Below are 17,241 nucleotides of genomic sequence, written 5' to 3' on the forward strand. Positions count from 1 at the left end.
CTCCCCCTCAGTGACGAAGAGAACTTACAGCAAAGTTCTGGAGGCGAAAATAATCTACAAAACGTGGGATGTCAGTGGGCTGAGCGTAACGAGTGGGTTTCGGGCTTGACCAGCCCCAGCAGGAGACTCAGGTCCACCAAGGCGTGCCGTGATCGCCGGCGGGCCGTTCCAGCGCGTCGAACTCTTCGACTGGGGCCTCCACCTCGCCTAGGGTCGGCGCATGAGCGAGTTCGACGCGGCGGCCGATGCCGTCCAGGCCGCCCTCGACACGGGAGCCCGGTACGCGGACGTCCGGGTGATGCACCGCCGCTACGAGTCGATGTCGGCCCGCAACGGCGACATCGAGGAGCTGACCCAGGACGAGAGCATCGGGCTGGGCGTCCGGGCGCTGGTCGGGTCGAGCTGGGGCTTTCACGCCGTACCCGAGCTGTCGGACGCCCGCGACGCCGGCCGGCGCGCCGCGGAGATCGCCGCCGCGAGCGCGCGGGTCCCCGGCCCGCCGATCGACCTGGTCCCGGTCGCGGCGACCGTCGCGAGCTGGGCCTCCGGGTGCGAGGTGGACCCGCTCGGCGTCCCCCTCTCCGACAAGGGCGACCTGCTGGTCCGTGCCACCGAGACGATGCGCGCGCACGGCGCCGACCTGGCCGAGGGGCTCTACCAGATCTGGGACACCGCCAAGTGGTTCGTCTCCAGCGAGGGGCATCGCATCGACCAGCACATCCGTGAGTGCGGTGGCGGCATTTCGGCCACTTCGATCGGCGAGGGCGAGACCCAGCGCCGGTCCTACCCGAGCTATCGCGGGCAGTACGGGACGACCGGCTGGGAGCTGGTCACCTCGCTCGACCTGGCCGCACACGCCGCCCGGATCGCCGAGGAGTCCCGGGAGTTGCTCACCGCGCCGGAGTGCCCGTCCGGCGAGACCGACCTGATCCTCGGCGGCGAGCAGCTCGCCCTGCAGATCCACGAGTCGGTCGGGCACGCCATCGAGCTGGACCGGATCCTCGGCTGGGAGGCCGCCTTCGCCGGGACGTCCTGGCTGGACCTGAAACAGCTCGGCACGTTGCACTACGGCTCCGAGCTGATGAACGTCACCATCGACCCGACCATCCCGGGCGCGCTCGGCAGCTTCGGCTTCGACGACGAGGGCTCCCCGGCGGTCAAGCGGGACGCGGTCCGCGCGGGACGCTGGGTGGGGGTGCTCGCCGGCCGGGACTCGGCCGCCGTCGCCGGCCTCGGCTACGGCGGCAGCGTACGCGCGGACGGCTGGGCCCGGCTGCCGATGGTGCGGATGACCAACGTGGGCCTGGAACCGGGCCCGCACACCCTCGACGAGATCATCGCGGCCACCGACGACGGGGTGCTGATGGACATCAACCGCTCCTGGTCGATCGACGACAAGCGACTCAACTTCCAGTTCGGCTGCGAGGTCGGCTGGGAGGTGAAGAAGGGCCGGCGGGGGCGGATGCTGCGCAACCCCACCTACACCGGCATCGGGCCGGTCTTCTGGCGCTCGATGGACATGCTCTCCTCGGAAATCGTGCCGTGGGGCACGCCGAACTGCGGCAAGGGCCAACCGGGCCAGGTCGGGCACACCGGCCACCCGGCCGCCCCGGCCCGCTTCCGCAACGTCCGGGTGGGGGTGCGGGCATGAGCGAGCTGGATGTCGCCGGTCAGGTCGTCGAGCTGGTCCGCCGGCTCGCCGGGCCGGACGCACAGGCCGAGGTCACGGTGGCCCGCGCCGACCTGGCGCTGACCCGGTTCGCCAACTCGTTCATCCACCAGAACGTCGCCGAGTCGGGCACAGCCGTGCGGCTACGGCTGCACACCGGCGGGCGGACGGCCGCTGGCAGCGGCAGCCTGCTCGATCCCGACGGGCTGACCGCCCTGGTCGAGCGGGCCCTGGCGGCGGCCCAGCTCGCCCCGCCCGATCCGGCCTGGCCGGGGCTGACCGCGCCGGCACCCGTCCCACCGGGCGCGGTCTTCGACGAGGACACCGCGTACGCGACCCCGGACGAGCGGGCCGCCCGGGTACGCGCCTTCGTGGACGCCGCCGGTGGGCTGGAGACGGCCGGCTACTGCCGGACGGCGTACCGGTCGGGTGCGTTCGCCAACTCGGCCGGCCATTCGGCGGTGGGGCGTACGGCGGAGGTGGCGATGGACGGCATCGCGCGTACCGGCCGGTCCGACGGGGTGGCCCGGCGCTGCGCCGACCGCCTCGGTGAGCTGGACGGCACGGTGCTCGGCGCGCGGGCGGCGGCGAAGGCGCGGGCCGCGGCCGATCCGGTCGAGCTGCCCCCGGGGCGGTACGACGTGGTGCTCGAACCGTCCGCCGTCGCCGACCTGCTCCAGAATCTCTCCTGGTTCGGCTTCAACGGCAAGCGGTACGCCGAACGGCAGTCCTTCGTCGAACTCGGCGCCGTCCAGTTCGACCCGTCGGTGACCATGGTCGACGATCCGCTGCACGCCTCGGCCCTGCCGTACGACATGGAGGGCACGCCTCGACGCGCCCTGACCCTGGTTGACGGCGGCACCACGACGGCGGTGGTGCACGACCGGCGCAGCGGCGCCGAGGCGGCGGCCGCGTCCACCGGTCACGGGATGCCCGGCGCGGCCACCTTCGGCCCGATCCCGCACAACCTCCGCCTGCTCCCGGCCGCCGCCCGCGCCCTGGGCGGCGACAGCCCGGCACCGGTCGACGGGCCGGCCGGCGACGAGGCGGCGGGCGGCCCGGGGGCCGGGGCGGTGGCCGACCCGGACACCGCCGCGCTGGTCGCCGGAGTGCGGCGCGGGCTGCTGGTCAGCGACTTCTGGTACACCCGGGTGCTCGATCCGATGCGCCTGGTCGTCACCGGGCTGACCCGGAACGGGGTGTGGCTGGTCGAGGACGGGGTGCTCACCCGGGCGGTCCGCGACTTCCGCTTCACCGAGTCGTACCCCCGCGCGCTGGGGCCGGGCCGGGTGCTCGGCGTGGGCCGGCTGACGGGCCGCCAGCCGGACCGGACCGACGGCGTCTGGTGGGAGGCGCCGCCGCTGCGGCTGGCGTCGTGGAACTTCACCGGCGGCGCGTCCGGCTGACCGAACCTGCCGCCACCCGGCACCCTTCAAAATATTGATCTTGCTCCGGGTCTTTCCAACCTGCTGGACACACGGGACACTGCGTTGCGCGGCCACGCCGCGAAGATCGGCGTAACGTGTGTCATTTAGCTGCGCCGTTTCGTCGGCGTGGTCGTTGGTGTGCGCAAGACGTGGCAGTGGACGCGGTCTCGCCGGTCCACTGGCCGGTACGGAAGGTGATCCGCCGCCCCCGCGAGGGCGCCGTCAGGGAGACGACTGGAATGACATCAACGGCAACGAGGCCGCGTGGGGCGCGCGCACGCGCCGCGATCGCGGCGAAGACGTTGCGGACCGACCGCTGGTGGTTCGCGCCACTGATCACCGTCGTCGGCCTCAGCGCCTGGGTCATCTACGCGACGGTCCGGGTCTTCATGCACAGGTATTACTGGGTCGAGGATTTCCACTACCTCACGCCGTTCTACTCCCCGTGCGTGACCGACCGGTGCGTCGAGGGCTCCGCGCACGTGGGCACCTATCTGCCGAGCTGGTGGATCATCCCGGACGCGGCGTTCACCCTGCCGTTCCTGCTGCTGTTCCGGCTGACCTGCTACTACTACCGCAAGGCCTACTACCGGTCGTTCTGGCTCTCGCCGCCGGCCTGCGCGGTCCCGGACGGGCACAAGTCGTACGGCGGGGAGACCCGGTTCCCGCTGCTCGGGCAGAACCTGCACCGCTACTTCTTCTACGCCGCCGCGATCATCTCGATCATCAACACGTACGACGCGGTCTACGCCTTCCACTCCCCCAAGGGCTTCGGTTTCGGGCTCGGCAACCTGATCCTGATCGGGAACGTGGTGATGCTCTGGGCGTACACCATCTCCTGCCACTCCTGCCGGCACATCATGGGCGGCCGGCTCAAGCACTTCTCGAAGCACCCGGTGCGCTACAAGGCCTGGACCTTCATCTCCTGGCTCAACGTCCGGCACATGCAGCTCGCCTGGATCACCCTCGGCACCCTGGCCCTCACTGACTTCTATGTCATGGCGGTCGCGGCCGGCTGGTTCAACGACCTGCGGTTCATCAACTGAAGGCCCTCACATGACTGAGACGCGAATCGAACGACACCACTACGACGTCGTCGTGATCGGAGCCGGCGGCGCCGGCCTGCGCGCGGCGATCGAGGCTCGGCTGGCCGGCAAGAAGACCGCGATCATCTCGAAGTCGCTCTTCGGCAAGGCGCACACCGTGATGGCCGAGGGCGGCGCCGCCGCCGCGATGGGGAACGTGAACTCCCGGGACAACTGGCAGGTGCACTTCCGCGACACCATGCGCGGCGGCAAGTTCCTCAACAACTTCCGGATGGCCGAGCTGCACGCGAAGGAGTCGCCGCAGCGGATCTGGGAGCTGGAGACGTACGGGGCGCTGTTCGACCGTACGAAGGACGGGAAGATCTCCCAGCGCAACTTCGGCGGCCACGAGTACCCGCGGCTGGCGCACGTCGGCGACCGGACCGGGCTGGAGCTGATCCGCACCCTTCAGCAGAAGATCGTCTCCCTCCAGCAGGAGGACAAGCAGGAGTTCGGCAACTACGAGGCGCGGATCAAGGTCTTCGCCGAGACCACCATCACCGAGCTGCTGCTCGACGGCGACCGCATCGCCGGCGCGTTCGGTTACTACCGGGAGTCCGGGGAGTTCATCCTCTTCGAGGCGCCGGCCGTGGTGCTGGCCACCGGCGGCGTGGGTCGCTCCTACAAGGTCACCTCGAACTCGTGGGAGTACACCGGAGACGGTCACGCGCTGGCGCTGCGCGCCGGGGCGACGCTGATCAACATGGAGTTCCTCCAGTTCCACCCGACCGGCATGGTCTGGCCGCCCTCGGTGAAGGGCATCCTGGTCACCGAGTCGGTCCGCGGCGACGGCGGGGTGCTGAAGAACTCCGAGGGCAAGCGGTTCATGTTCGACTACGTACCGGACGTGTTCCGCAAGCAGTACGCGGACAACGAGGCCGAGGCGGACCGCTGGTACACCGACCCGGACAACAACCGGCGTCCGCCCGAGCTGCTCCCCCGCGACGAGGTCGCCCGCGCGATCAACAGCGAGGTCAAGGCCGGTCGGGGTACGCCGGCCGGCGGCGTCTACCTGGACATCGCCTCGCGGCTGCCGGCCGAGGAGATCCGCCGCCGCCTGCCGTCGATGTACCACCAGTTCAAGGAGCTGGCCGACGTCGACATCACCAAGGAGCCGATGGAGGTCGGCCCGACCTGCCACTACGTGATGGGCGGCGTCGAGGTGGACCCGGACTCCGGCGCGGCGGCGGGCAGCGTACGTGGGCTCTTCGCCGCCGGGGAGGTCTCCGGCGGGATGCACGGCTCCAACCGGCTCGGCGGCAACTCGCTCTCCGACCTGCTGGTCTTCGGCAAGCGGGCGGGTGGACACGCCGCCACGTACGCCGAGCAGCTCACCTCGCGCCCGACGGTGGCGGTGGCGGCGGTGGAGGCCGCGGTGGAGACGGCCCTCGCGCCGTTGCAGCGGGACACCGGCGAGAGCCCGTACGTCCTCCAGCAGGACCTCCAGGCGGTGATGGGAGATTTAGTAGGAATCATCCGCCGGGAGGGTGAGCTGGCCGACGCGCTCGGCAGGCTGGCCGAGCTGCGGGAGCGGGTGGCCAAGGTGAGCGCGGCCGGCGGCCGGCGCTACAACCCGGGCTGGCACCTGGCGCTGGACCTGCGCAACATGCTGGTGGTCTCGGAGTGCACGGCGAAGGCCGCGCTGGAGCGGCAGGAGTCGCGCGGCGGGCACACCCGGGAGGACTTCCCGAAGATGGACCCGACGTGGCGGCGGGTGAACCTGGTCTGCTCGCTCGACGGTGAAACGGTCCGGCTGGAGCACAAGCCGCTGCCGAAGATGCGTCCGGAGCTGATCTCCCTCTTCGACCGGGCGGAGCTGGCCAAGTACCTGACCGACGAGGAACTCGCCGAGTTCGACGCCCTCGCTGAGGAGGCGAGCAAGTAATGGGGACCAAGAGGCAGTTCCGCATCTGGCGGGGCGACGAGACCGGCGGCGACCTGCAGGACTACACGGTCGAGGTCAACGAGGGCGAGGTCGTCCTCGACGTCATCCACCGGTTGCAGAACACGGAGGCGCCGGACCTGGCCTGCCGGTGGAACTGCAAGGCGGGCAAGTGCGGCTCCTGCTCGATGGAGATCAACGGCAAGCCGCGACTGAGCTGCATGACCCGGATGTCGACGTTCGAGGAGGGCGAGACCGTCACGGTCACCCCGCTGCGGACGTTCCCGGTCATCCGGGACCTGGTCACCGACGTCTCGTTCAACTACGAGAAGGCCCGGGAGACCCCAGCGTTCGCGCCGCCGCCCGGCGTGGCCCCCGGCGACTACCGGATGCAGCAGGTGGACGTCGAGCGCTCGCAGGAGTTCCGCAAGTGCATCGAGTGCTTCCTGTGCCAGAACGTCTGCCACGTGATCCGCGACCACGAGGAGAACAAGCCGGCGTTCTCCGGTCCCCGGTACTTCATCCGGGCGGCCGAGCTGGACATGCACCCGCTCGACGCGAAGGCCGACCGCAAGGAGTACGCGCAGGCCGAGATGGGCCTCGGCTTCTGCAACATCACCAAGTGCTGCACCGAGGTCTGCCCGGAGCACATCAAGATCACCGACAACGGGATCATCCCCATGAAGGAGCGGGTCGTCGACCGCAGGTACGATCCCCTTGTGTGGCTTGGTAGCAAGATCTTCCGGAGGGGTCAGGTGCCTCAGACCAGCGTGACCAGCGGGCATCACAGCGGCACCGCGACCGCCAGCGGCGAGCGGCCGGTGCACTCGCACGCCGGCGGCTCGCACGACGCGCGGTCCGAGTCGCAGGCGCAGCAGGGCGTCAACTGGCACCGCGAGGTGCCGCACCCGACGGCACCCGCCGTCGACGCCAACGGCAAGCTGCCGCTGACCGAGCTGACCTTCGACCGGGCAGCGGCGCCGTCGCCGTTCGGGGACGACGTCACGTTCCCGCTGCCGCCGGAGCACCTCAACTTCGCTCACCCGCAGCAGGACGAGCCGAAGCACTGAGCACGGAACGGACGACGACGGGGGCCGCGGCACATGCCGGCGGCCCCCGTCCCGTTTCCGCTCCCGCGTCCGTTATCCCTGGTCAGGGGGCCGGCGCGGGGCCGCAGTCAGGACCCGGCGAGCAGCGGACGCAGGGCGGCGACGATCGGCGCGTCGGCGGGCAGCCAGGGCACGCTGTCCAGCTCGGCGGCGGAGAGCCAGCGCAACTCGGAGTGCTCCAGGGCCTTCGGCTGGTCACCGTGGAGGAGCCGGGCCGCGTACACCCGGAGGACGGAACGGCCATGAGCCATTCGTACGTCGCGGCCGACCCGCGCGCCGATCTCCACGCGTACGCCGAGCTCCTCGGCGCACTCACGGACCAGCGCGACGGTGTCGGTCTCCCCCGGCTCCACCTTGCCGCCCGGGAACTCCCAGCGGCCCGCCACCTCGGGCGGCGCGGAACGGGCGCAGGCCAGCACCCTGCCGTCCACGATGATGGCCGCGCCGACGACCACCTTCGGCTCACGCCGGTCGTCCTGTCCGCTGCCGCTTACCCGTTCGGTCCGCACGGGCGTCCAGGGTGCCAGATCAATCGGCGGTTTGGGTACCTGAGCGCGCCGTCAGGACAGCAGAACCCGGAAATGTGGGCGTGGACACACCATCTGTGCGGCGACAGACTAGAGACCGTCGACTAGGACACGGGACGGCGACGATTTGGCCACAAGCCGACAACGACGCCTGGGAGGTGTGGTGAAGCGCGTGCTGTTCAGCGGCCGGGCCAAGCACGACTACCTCAGCGACGCCCTCACCCTGCTGTCCGGGTGGACCCGCGACGGTGAGGAGATCCGCCGCACACTCGTCCTGGACGACACCCAGCACGCCGCGTTGACCGAGCGGGTGAAGGTGGTCGCCGACGCGCTGCGCCTGCGTCCCGAGATCAGCCGTCGCGCCGACCGTACGCAGATCCGGGTGGGCCACGGCGACAGCGAGCCGCTCACCGAGGGTGAGGTCCTGCTGGCCGCCCGCATCGAGGACGCGGTCCGCGCCGTCACCCAGCCCTGAACGGCTGGCGCGTCCCGCCTACCGTCGTCGTCATGACCACCCCAACGTACGACCGCAAGGAACAGTTCCAGCAGATCCAGAGCGGGCTCCTGGCCGGTGAGCAGATCATCGCCGTCTACGACGCCGTCGGGACGGGCACCGGATTCATCGGTCTGACCGACCGTCGCGTGATCATCCAGGACCGCTCCTTCGTCGGCAAGCGGTACGCCATCACCAGCATCCCGTACTCGAAGATCACCAGCGTCAGCGTGGTCAGCAACAAGTCGTGGGGCGGTTCGTTCTTCTCCACCGGGGCGATCGCGATCAACGTCGGCTCGCAGACCTACGAGGTCGAGTTCCGGGGCGCGGAGAAGAGCCACCACGTGCACAACGTGATCCTCCACCACATCTCCTGACCCGATGTACCTGCCTGGGATACTCGTCCGCATGCGGAGCTGGCTCGGGGTCGTCAAACGGTGGTGGGGCGTTCGCCCGGTCCGCTGGGCGCTGCTCGCGGTCGCCGCCAGCGCGGTGCTGGCCACCGGTGGCAGCGTGGCCAGCGTGGCGTGGCTCCGCGGCGGCGCCGAGGGCCACATCTTCACCGAGACCGACGTGCCGGAGGCGCCCGTCGCCCTGGTCCTGGGCACCAAGGTGGAGGCGGACGGCACCCCGTCGCGGTTCCTCACCGCCCGGCTGGAACTCGCCCAGCGGCTGTTCACCGCCGGCAAGGTCCGCGCGATCCTGGTGTCCGGCGACAACATGCACGCCGACTACAACGAGCCCGAGGCGATGCGGCGCTGGCTGCTCGACCGGGGGGTGCCGAGCAACAAGGTGGTGCCCGACTACGCCGGCTTCGACACGTACGACTCGTGCGCGCGGGCCAAACGGATCTTCGGCGTGGACCGCCTGACGGTCGTGACCCAGTCATTTCACGTCCCCCGCGCCGTGGCGCTGTGTCGACACCTCGGCATCGAGGCCAACGGCGTGGGTGACGACAGCGTCCGGCAGTACTCCAAGTGGCGGATCGGCTCCATTCGCGAGTACGGCGCCTCGGTGAAGGCCGCGGTGGACGTACTCTCCGGCCGTGACCCCGTCCACCTGGGCCGGCGCGAGACCGGCATCGACGACGCCCTCCGCGCCGGCTGACGTCGCTCAGCGGGTCAGCCGCCCACAGGGTCGAACCGGCCCGCCGACCAGGAGCTGTTCACCACCTGGAACAGGGCCATGTCCTGCCACTCGCCGGCGATGTTGAGGTACGCCGGCGCGACACCGATGGGCAGGAACCCGTTGCGCTTCAACACACGCTGCGACCCGACGTTGTGCAGCAACGTCTCCGCCTGCACCCGGTGCAGCCCCAACTCCTCGAAGGCCACCCGCACGATCTCCCGGACCGCCCGGGTCGCCACGCCACGATCGTTGTGGCTGGCGCTCACCCAGTAGCCCACACTGCACGACTGGAACGGGCCCCGCACGATGCCGTTCAACGTGATGCGGCCTACCACGCTGCCGGAATCCAGAATGACGTGCGGCAACTTCGATCCCTGCGCGTGTTGGGCGAGGTCGGCCTGGAGGACCGCACGTTGGCCGTCCGCCGTGAAGTAGTCCTCGCCCCGGAGCGGCTCCCACGGCGCGAGGAAGTCACGGTTGAGGCGGAGCAACTCCGCCAGGACCGGCGCATCATCGAGCGCGACCAGCCGGGTGGGACTCACCCGCCCATGGTCACACGGAGACCCGCCGCCGCTTACCTCGGGACGCCAGGCAGCCGCGCGTCACCTACCGTCGCCGTGGCGGCGTTCAGCACAGCCCGGAGCGGTACGTGTGGAAACCCCTCGCCCGTGCCGGTATCCGGCCCCAGCCGGGTGCTGTAGAAGGGTTCGTCGTCACGGTCATCCTGCTGAGCCCACAGGTTGCCGGCCTCGTCACGCCGCCAGATGACGTGCTGACCGCGGAAGTCGGCGCGATCGAGCCAGTCGGTGCCGCGCGGCCAGTAGCCCTCCCACCGCGCAGGGCGCAGTGCGGCGTACGCCGCATCGACGGTGGCGACCGCCTGGTCCACGTCGTCATCGTCAAAAACGGCGGCGAACCGGCACAACAGGGCCAACGGAACCCCGGAATGCGGCAGCTGCGGATCACGCGCGGCGATCGCCCGGCAGATCAGGTCGAGTTCGGACCAACGCAACGCGTACGGGTGCCAGTGCGCGAGGTCGTCCCATCCGAGCTCGGCCGGCTCGGACAGGTCCGGGGTGGTGATCATCAGGCTGTACGAGTCGAGCGAGACGTCAATGCTCAGTACGACGTGATGGCCAGCGCCGACCTCGAAGGCCACGTCGAGCGACGAGTCGGCGCAATCCTCGTCCTCGTCGTCATCGTCGTCCTCGTCCAACAGGTCTTCGAGGTCACCAAGCCGATCCGCCCCGGGTCCCTCCTCGTGGGCGAAGGTGTACCGCGCCCAGAACACCGGATCGTGCAATGACTCCCGCAACACCGATGGAATCGCCACCAGGCGAACTATAGGGACTCCGCAGGCGGCTCCAGTACCGGGTCAGCGGCAGACGTACGCCAGCAGGCCCTCCGACCGACGGCCCATCGTCCACCTCGGCTGGCAGCCGACCGAGCGCAGCCGCGATGATGAGGTGAACCGGACCATCGCCCTCGATGCGAAGCTCCACGAGGACCACCGCACCGCGGGACGGCCCCGGCTGGGCCACACTGCTCGATCCAGAGGGCAACGAGTTCTGCATCGAGCGGCGTAAGGGCCTATGAACCGGCCGGAGTCAGACGTTGAAGCGGAACTCCACGACGTCGCCGTCCTGCATGACGTACTCCTTGCCCTCGATCCGGACCTTGCCGGCGGCCTTCGCCGCCGCCATCGATCCGGCCTCGACCAGGTCGGTGAAGGAGACCACCTCGGCCTTGATGAAGCCGCGCTGGAAGTCGCTGTGAATGACCCCCGCGGCCTCCGGCGCGGTCGCGCCGACCGGGACGGTCCAGGCCCGCGCCTCCTTGGGGCCCGCCGTCAGGTACGTCTGGAGCCCGAGCGTCCGGAAACCGACCCGGACGAGCTGGTCCAGCCCCGGCTCGGACTGCCCGATCGACTCCAGCAGCTCGCGGGCCTCCTCCTCGGGCAGGTCCACCAGCTCAGACTCGATCTTGGCGTCCATGAAGACCGCCTCGGCGGGGGCGACCAGCGCGCGCAGCTCGTCGAGGAACTCGGCGTTGCCCAGCTCGGCCTCGTCGACGTTGAAGACGTAGAGGAACGGCTTGGTGGTGAGCAGGTGCAGCTCGCGCAGGTGCTCCAGCTCGATCTTGGCGGCGGCGGCACCCGCGTACAGGGTGGTGCCGCTGTCCAGGACGTCGACGGCCTTCTTGGCGGCCTCGACGGCGGCGGCCCGGTCCTTGCGGAGCTTCGCCTCCTTCTCCAGCCGGGGCAGCGCCTTCTCCAGGGTCTGGAGGTCCGCCAGGATCAGCTCGGTGTTGATCGTCTCGATGTCGTCGGCCGGGGAGACCTTGCCGTCGACGTGCACCACGTTCGGGTCGGAGAAGGCGCGCACCACCTGGCAGATCGCCGTGGCGTCACGGATGTTCGCCAGGAACGCGTTGCCCCGGCCCTGCCCCTTGGAGGCGCCCCGGACCAGGCCGGCGATGTCGACGAACGAGACGGGCGCCGGCAGCACCTTCTGCGAGGAGAAGATCTCGGCGAGCTTGTCCAGCCGCTCGTCGGGGAGCCCGACCACGCCGACGTTCGGCTCGATGGTGGCGAACGGGTAGTTCGCGGCGAGCACGTCGTTCTTGGTCAGCGCGTTGAACAGGGTGCTCTTGCCGACGTTGGGCAGGCCCACGATGCCGATGGTGAGACTCACGACGAGCCAGCTTACGCGGTTCACCGCGCGCCTCGGACAGGCAGGCCCGCCGCCGGCACCGAAAAGGGACGGCGGTCACCACGAACGCACAGTCAGTGCCCCGCTCAGCGGGACTGGCCGGTCAGCAGCCGCGGTTCGATCCGGGTCTCCCGCACGCCGCCGTCCGTTTCCCGGGTCACCCGGTACGCGGCGGCGCCCTCCCGGTCGGCCACCGCCTCGGCCAGCCGGGTGCCCCGGTAGACCAGCCCCACTCCGTCGTCGGTGCAGTAGCTGGTCGGCAGCGTGCCGTCGCCGACCAGCCTGTGCATCAGCGGCCGGCGCTGCGACTCGCCGTCGTAGTGCACGCCGTTGCCGTACGGGAGCCAGCCCAGCCCTTCGGTGAACGGCCGCAGGGTCGGGCCGTAGCTGTCGGTGGCGCCGCCCAGGTGCCAGCAGATCGACCCGGCCGAGATCCCACCCAGCACCACGCCGGCCTGCCAGCACTCGTGCAGGATGTCCGGCAGGCCGTGCACCCGCCAGACCGCGCAGAGGTTGGCGACGCTGCCGCCGCCGACCCAGATGATGTCCTGGGCGAGCAGGTGGGTCCGGATGTCCTCGACGTTGGGCATCGGGAACAGGGCCAGGTGGGAGGGGCGGAACCGGGTGCCGGCGAACGCGCCGTAGAACACGGTGTAGGCGGTGGGCTGGTCACCGACGGCCTGGTTCAGGTAGCAGATCCTCGGCGCGTCGCCGGCCTCCGCCAGCTCGCCCATCAGGTCGAAGACCGGCCCGGGCTGCGCGTCGTACGGGCCGCGGCGCCGGCTGGCGAAGCCGGTGCTGGCGGCGACGATGGTCGGTTCGCTGGCGGGCATGCTCGTCCTTCCGATGGGTGCTGGGCGGGCGGGGTCATCCGTCGGCGCCGGGCTCGTCCGCCTCGGCGGCGGCGAGCAGCGTACGCAGTAGGTCGGCCAGGCGTTCCTGGTCTCCGGGCGGCAGCGCGTCGAGGACCTGCCGTTGCACGGCCAGCCCGGCGTCGACCGACTCCTCGACCACCCGCCGGCCCTCGTCGGTGAGGCTCACCCGCAGCGCGCGCCGGTCGGCGGGGTCGGGTGCGCGCCGGAGCAGCCCGGCGCGTTCCAGCCGGTCGAGCCGGCCGGTCATCCCGCCGGAGGTGAGCATGAGCGTCGCGGTGAGCGCCTTCGGCGGCAGCGTGTACGGCTCGCCGGAACGGCGCAGCGCGGCGAGCACGTCGAACTCGCCCCGGCTGATCCCCCAGCCGGCGTACACCCGCTCCTGGCGGTCGCCGACCAGGCGGGCCAGCCGGTAGATGCGCCCGAAGACAGCCATCGGCTCAAGCCGCATCCCGGCCCGCTCCCGGCGCCACTGCTCGACGATCACGTCCACGTCGTCCGCTGCCACGCAGGAGATTGTGCCGCACCCCAGCTCTTCCCATTTCGCTCGACACCAGTTAGCTTAGCGCTAAGCTACTTAGCAACGAGAAAAGAGGGTTGTCATGAATCGCCGCTGGACCGATGTCGCGCTCACCGCCGCCGCCCCGGCCACCTGGGGCACCACCTACCTGGTCACCGCCGAGCTGCTCCCGGCCGACCGGCCGCTCTGGTCCGGCGCGATCCGGGCCCTGCCGGCCGGCCTGCTGCTGCTCGCCCTCACCCGGAACCGACCACGGGGGCACTGGTGGTGGCGCTCCGCCGTGCTCGGCGCGCTCAACATCGGGGCGTTCTTCCCGCTGCTCTTCGTGGCCGCGTACCGGCTCCCCGGCGGCACCGCGGCCGTGCTGGGCGCCGCCCAGCCGCTGCTGGTCGCCGCGCTCACCGTGGCCGTCCTCGGCGAACGGCCCGGCCGGCCGGCGCTGCTCGCCGCGCTCACCGCCCCGCTGGGCGTCGCCCTGGTGGTGTTGCGGCCCGGCGCCGGCCTCGACCCGCTGGGCGTCACCGCCGGGCTGGCCGGCGCCGCCGCGATGGCGGCCGGGCTGGTGCTCACCCGCCGCTGGGGGCGGCCGGCCGGCATCGGCACGCTCGCCGCGACGAGCTGGCAGCTGGTCGCCGGCGGGCTGATGATCGTGCCGGTGGCCGCCTTCGTCGAAGGCGCGCCGCCCGTGCCCGACGGGCCCGCTCTGCTCGGGTACGCCTGGCTCGGCCTCGTCGGCACCGCGCTGGCGTACGCGCTGTGGTTCCGTGGTGCGGCACGGCTGCCCGTCACCCGGGTGTCGGTGCTCGGCGCGCTCAGCCCGTTGACCGCCGCCACGCTCGGCTGGCTGGTGCTGGGGCAGGCCCTCAGCCCGATCCAGCTCGTCGGCTTCGCGGTGGCGGTCACCGCGATGGTGGCCGGCCAACTGCCGAGCCGGTCGGGGGGCGGCTCGCGTACGCCGCTCGGACCGGGCCGCTCGCCGGTCAGCCGGCCAGCAGTCGCGGCCACTCCGGCACCCCGTCGCGCCACTCGGGCAGCGCTCCGGGGGGCAGCTGCGCGGCCGCGGCGAGCGGCAGGGTGAACCGGTGCGCGGCAGCGGGGCCGGCCGCGTACGACTGGTCGAGCAGCCAACGCACCTCGTCGGCCGTCCAGCCCAGCCCGCCCCGGCCGGCGATCTCCCGGACCAGCCGCAGGCCGACCCGGGTGTCGTCGTCGTAGAAGCGCATGCACCAGTGGTGCGCCCACATGCCGAGCGCCCGTAGCCCGCCCCCGTCGAGCGAGCCGGCGAGCCGGCCACAGGCGGTCTCGGCGAAGGACCGCCCCGGGTCGTCGGCCCGGTCCCGCTCGATCGCCCCGTACGCGGCCGGCGCCACCACCCGCATCCGGTCGTAGAAGCCCTGCACCACCGCCCGGTCCAGCCGCACCCGCCCCGACCGCATCAGCGGGCACCTCGCCCGGCCACGCTCGCCACCCCCGCACCTTCTCCCGTGTTGGTGGCCGGACGGTACCGGCCACTACCGACACTTTCCGCGCCGGAATCCGTTGCGGCCCAACGGATAGCGGCTGCGACCTGGGGCGACGGAACTGCTGCGGGTCGCGCGTGAAGGGCCCTCCGTCCCGGGGAGGAGGGCCCTTCGGGCGCGCGGTGGGCGCTCTCCGCGGATCAGTGGTGATCTCGACGCGGGCGGGGTGAGCCGCGGGGAACGAGGGCGGGCGTACGGTCGGGTCCGAATCCCGCCAGCCGAGGGCTGGACCAGCGAGGCAGGATCGGTGGCATGGAGTTGGACTTCGAGCGGTGCTACCGGGCCGTCGACAGCCGTGACCAGCGCTTCGACGGCTGGTTCTACACCGGTGTGACGTCGACCGGGATCTACTGCCGGCCATCCTGCCCGGCGATGACGCCGAAACGGCAGAATGTCCGCTTCTTCCCGTCCGCCGCCGCCGCACAGGGTGCCGGCCTGCGGGCCTGCCGCCGCTGCCGCCCCGACGCCGCGCCGGGCTCGCCCCAGTGGGACGTCCGGGCGGACGTGGTCGGGCGGGCGATGCGGCTGATCGCGGACGGGGTCGTGGACCGGGACGGCGTACCGGGCCTGGCGTCCCGGCTCGGCTACACCGAGCGGCACCTGCACCGGATGCTCCGCGCCGAGTTGGGCGCCGGGCCGCTCGCGCTGGCCCGGGCCCAGCGCGCCCAGACCGCCCGGACCCTCATCGAGACCACCGGGCTCGGTCTGGCCGAGGTCGCGTTCGCCGCCGGCTTCGGCAGTGTCCGGCAGTTCAACGACACGGTCCGCGAGGTGTACGGGGCGACGCCGTCCGACCTGCGGGTCAGCCGGGGCCGGCAGCGCGCGGCCGGCGGGGCGGGCACCATCACGTTGCGGCTGGCGTACCGGCCGCCGTTGCACGCGGGGGCGCTGCTGGACTTCCTCGCCCTGCGGGCCCTGCCCGGCGTCGAAGAGGTACGCGACGGGACGTACCGCCGAGGGTTGCGCCTGCCGCACGGCGCCGGCACGGCCGCCCTGACCCCGGCCGACGGGTACGTGGTCGCCACGCTGCGCCTGGCCGACATGCGCGACCTGGCCCCCGCGGTGGCCCGCTGCCGGCGCCTGCTGGACCTGGACGCCGACCCGGTCGCCGTCGACACCACCCTGGCCCAGGACCCCGCCCTGGCCCCGGCGGTCCGGGCCGAACCGGGCATCCGCCTCCCGCACGCCGTGGACGGCTTCGAGATGGCCGTCCGCGCCATCACCACCCAGCAGATCTCCCTCCGTTCCGCCCGCACCACCCTCACCCACCTCCTCACGGCCGCCCACCCCGTCCCCGTTGATCAAGAAGTTCGCGTCGAGGAAACGGCCCCCGCCGGACGCAAACTCCTTGATCAACCCGAGACGGAGCGGGGGGCGGAGGGCTCGCTGCGGGGGTTCCCGACGGCGGAGGAGGTGTTGGGGGTGCCGGATGAGGGGTTCCGGATGCCGACTGCGCGGCGGGAGACGATCCGCGGGGTGGCGCGGGCCGTGGCGGACGGCTCGCTCGACCTCGACACGGGTGGGGACCGGGAGGAGACGGTGCGGCGGCTGACCGCGCTGCCCGGGATCGGGCCGTGGACCGCCGGCTACGTGGCCATGCGGGCCCTCGGCGACCCCGACGTCTTCCTCCCCACCGACCTGGGCGTACGCCGGGGTGCCGCCGCCCTCGGCCGGCCCGACGACCCGAAGACCCTTGACGCGTACGCGGACCGCTGGCGCCCCTGGCGGTCGTACGCGGTGATTCGACTCTGGAGAACGGCATGACCATCCTGGACAGCAGCGTCATCGACACCCCCGCCGGCCCGCTGAGCGTGCTCGCCGGACCCGACGGGGCGGTACGCGCCGCCGGCTTCACCGCCGAGCCGGCCGGCCTGGTTCCGCTGATGCATCCCAGCCTGCGCGGTGAACTGAGGGACCGGGCCGACCTCGGCCCGGTTACCGCCGCCGTCCGCGCCTACCTCGACGGCGACCTGGCCGCTATCGACCCGGTCCCGGTCGAGCAGCACACCGGGGGCGTCTTCATGGCGCACGCCTGGCAGGTACTGCGCGACGTGAAGCCGGGCGAGCCGGTGACGTACACCGGTTTCGCCGAGTTGGCCGGGCGACCGGCCGCGGTACGCGCCGCCGCGGCGGCCTGCGCCCGCAACGCCGCCGCCCTGTTCGTCCCGTGTCACCGGGTGCTGCGCACCGACGGCACGCTCGGCGGCTACCGCTGGGGCCTGGGCGTGAAGAAGTGGCTTCTCGGTCATGAGGGGCGCTGACCACCATGACGGGCGGCTGACAACAAGTTGACAGAAA

General features: G+C 71.7%; 18 protein-coding genes. 11 read left to right on the forward strand and 7 right to left on the reverse strand.

Going from position 1 to position 17,241, the window contains the following annotated elements; translation table 11 throughout:
- Positions 1-220: 220 nt before the first annotated feature.
- The 5 genes from GA0070604_RS27190 (at position 221) to GA0070604_RS27210 (ending at position 7,133) form a co-directional block, all read left to right on the forward strand.
- Positions 221-1,651: a TldD/PmbA family protein gene (locus tag GA0070604_RS27190; RefSeq protein ID WP_091124743.1), complete on the forward strand. Its 1,431-nt coding sequence runs from the start codon at positions 221-223 to the stop codon at positions 1,649-1,651.
- On the forward strand, positions 1,648-3,075 hold the full coding sequence (locus GA0070604_RS27195) for a TldD/PmbA family protein (protein ID WP_091124748.1): 1,428 nt from the start codon (positions 1,648-1,650) through the stop codon (positions 3,073-3,075). The genes GA0070604_RS27190 and GA0070604_RS27195 overlap by 4 nt, the downstream gene beginning before the upstream one ends.
- 260 nt (positions 3,076-3,335) lie before the next feature.
- Positions 3,336-4,142, forward strand: coding sequence for a hypothetical protein (locus tag GA0070604_RS27200; protein WP_091127448.1), 807 nt, complete (start codon positions 3,336-3,338; stop codon positions 4,140-4,142).
- Positions 4,143-4,152: 10 nt separating this feature from the next.
- Entirely contained in the window at positions 4,153-6,066 is a 1,914-nt protein-coding gene (locus tag GA0070604_RS27205; RefSeq protein ID WP_091124751.1) for a fumarate reductase/succinate dehydrogenase flavoprotein subunit, read from the forward strand.
- Entirely contained in the window at positions 6,066-7,133 is a 1,068-nt protein-coding gene (locus GA0070604_RS27210; protein ID WP_091124753.1) for a succinate dehydrogenase/fumarate reductase iron-sulfur subunit, read from the forward strand. The genes GA0070604_RS27205 and GA0070604_RS27210 overlap by 1 nt, the downstream gene beginning before the upstream one ends.
- A gap of 107 nt (positions 7,134-7,240) precedes the next feature.
- On the opposite strand, the gene GA0070604_RS27215 is transcribed toward GA0070604_RS27210, so the two are convergent.
- Positions 7,241-7,681: a (deoxy)nucleoside triphosphate pyrophosphohydrolase gene (locus GA0070604_RS27215; RefSeq protein WP_167363583.1), complete on the reverse strand. Its 441-nt coding sequence runs from the start codon at positions 7,679-7,681 to the stop codon at positions 7,241-7,243.
- Positions 7,682-7,859: 178 nt separating this feature from the next.
- Here GA0070604_RS27215 and GA0070604_RS27220 point away from each other — a divergent pair, with 178 nt between their 5' ends.
- Genes GA0070604_RS27220 through GA0070604_RS27230 form a run of 3 tightly spaced genes read left to right on the forward strand, consistent with a single transcriptional unit; the run spans position 7,860 to position 9,299 of the window.
- Positions 7,860-8,174, forward strand: a complete 315-nt coding sequence (locus tag GA0070604_RS27220; protein WP_091124756.1) for a 4a-hydroxytetrahydrobiopterin dehydratase — start codon at positions 7,860-7,862, stop codon at positions 8,172-8,174.
- A 32-nt stretch (positions 8,175-8,206) separates the two neighbouring features.
- On the forward strand, positions 8,207-8,569 hold the full coding sequence (locus GA0070604_RS27225) for a PH domain-containing protein (protein WP_091124759.1): 363 nt from the start codon (positions 8,207-8,209) through the stop codon (positions 8,567-8,569).
- A gap of 31 nt (positions 8,570-8,600) precedes the next feature.
- The gene (locus GA0070604_RS27230; protein ID WP_091124762.1) at positions 8,601-9,299 is read left to right on the forward strand and encodes a SanA/YdcF family protein; all 699 of its coding nucleotides are present in this window, start codon (positions 8,601-8,603) and stop codon (positions 9,297-9,299) included.
- A 14-nt stretch (positions 9,300-9,313) separates the two neighbouring features.
- Here the strand turns inward: GA0070604_RS27230 and GA0070604_RS27235 are convergent, their stop codons facing one another.
- The 5 genes from GA0070604_RS27235 to GA0070604_RS27260 all read right to left on the reverse strand — a co-directional run bounded on the left by GA0070604_RS27235 (position 9,314) and on the right by GA0070604_RS27260 (position 13,411).
- The gene (locus tag GA0070604_RS27235; RefSeq protein WP_091124765.1) at positions 9,314-9,862 is read right to left on the reverse strand and encodes a GNAT family N-acetyltransferase; all 549 of its coding nucleotides are present in this window, start codon (positions 9,860-9,862) and stop codon (positions 9,314-9,316) included.
- A 32-nt stretch (positions 9,863-9,894) separates the two neighbouring features.
- A complete protein-coding gene (locus tag GA0070604_RS27240; protein ID WP_208602177.1) occupies positions 9,895-10,536 on the reverse strand; it encodes a hypothetical protein in 642 nt (213 codons plus the stop codon).
- A gap of 391 nt (positions 10,537-10,927) precedes the next feature.
- Complete coding sequence (gene ychF / locus GA0070604_RS27250) at positions 10,928-12,013, reverse strand: redox-regulated ATPase YchF (protein ID WP_091127450.1); 1,086 nt, start codon at positions 12,011-12,013, stop codon at positions 10,928-10,930.
- A gap of 104 nt (positions 12,014-12,117) precedes the next feature.
- The gene (locus GA0070604_RS27255; RefSeq protein ID WP_091124772.1) at positions 12,118-12,864 is read right to left on the reverse strand and encodes a Type 1 glutamine amidotransferase-like domain-containing protein; all 747 of its coding nucleotides are present in this window, start codon (positions 12,862-12,864) and stop codon (positions 12,118-12,120) included.
- A gap of 34 nt (positions 12,865-12,898) precedes the next feature.
- The gene (locus GA0070604_RS27260; RefSeq protein ID WP_091124774.1) at positions 12,899-13,411 is read right to left on the reverse strand and encodes a MarR family winged helix-turn-helix transcriptional regulator; all 513 of its coding nucleotides are present in this window, start codon (positions 13,409-13,411) and stop codon (positions 12,899-12,901) included.
- A 94-nt stretch (positions 13,412-13,505) separates the two neighbouring features.
- Here GA0070604_RS27260 and GA0070604_RS27265 point away from each other — a divergent pair, with 94 nt between their 5' ends.
- Positions 13,506-14,501, forward strand: coding sequence for an EamA family transporter (locus tag GA0070604_RS27265; protein WP_167363584.1), 996 nt, complete (start codon positions 13,506-13,508; stop codon positions 14,499-14,501).
- Here GA0070604_RS27265 and GA0070604_RS32800 read toward each other — a convergent pair.
- Positions 14,404-14,859, reverse strand: a complete 456-nt coding sequence (locus GA0070604_RS32800) for a hypothetical protein (protein ID WP_167363585.1) — start codon at positions 14,857-14,859, stop codon at positions 14,404-14,406. The genes GA0070604_RS27265 and GA0070604_RS32800 overlap by 98 nt on opposite strands.
- 336 nt (positions 14,860-15,195) lie before the next feature.
- Between GA0070604_RS32800 and GA0070604_RS27270 the strand changes: the two genes are divergently transcribed.
- Together GA0070604_RS27270 and GA0070604_RS27275 are read left to right on the forward strand one after the other, a co-directional pair.
- Positions 15,196-16,707, forward strand: coding sequence for a DNA-3-methyladenine glycosylase 2 family protein (locus tag GA0070604_RS27270; protein ID WP_091124777.1), 1,512 nt, complete (start codon positions 15,196-15,198; stop codon positions 16,705-16,707).
- On the forward strand, positions 16,704-17,204 hold the full coding sequence (locus tag GA0070604_RS27275; RefSeq protein ID WP_091124780.1) for a methylated-DNA--[protein]-cysteine S-methyltransferase: 501 nt from the start codon (positions 16,704-16,706) through the stop codon (positions 17,202-17,204). The genes GA0070604_RS27270 and GA0070604_RS27275 overlap by 4 nt, the downstream gene beginning before the upstream one ends.
- Positions 17,205-17,241 lie beyond the last annotated feature (37 nt).

Origin of the sequence: Micromonospora eburnea, from assembly GCF_900090225.1 — a bacterium.
In the GTDB taxonomy this organism is placed as follows: Bacteria; Actinomycetota; Actinomycetes; order Mycobacteriales; family Micromonosporaceae; genus Micromonospora; species Micromonospora eburnea.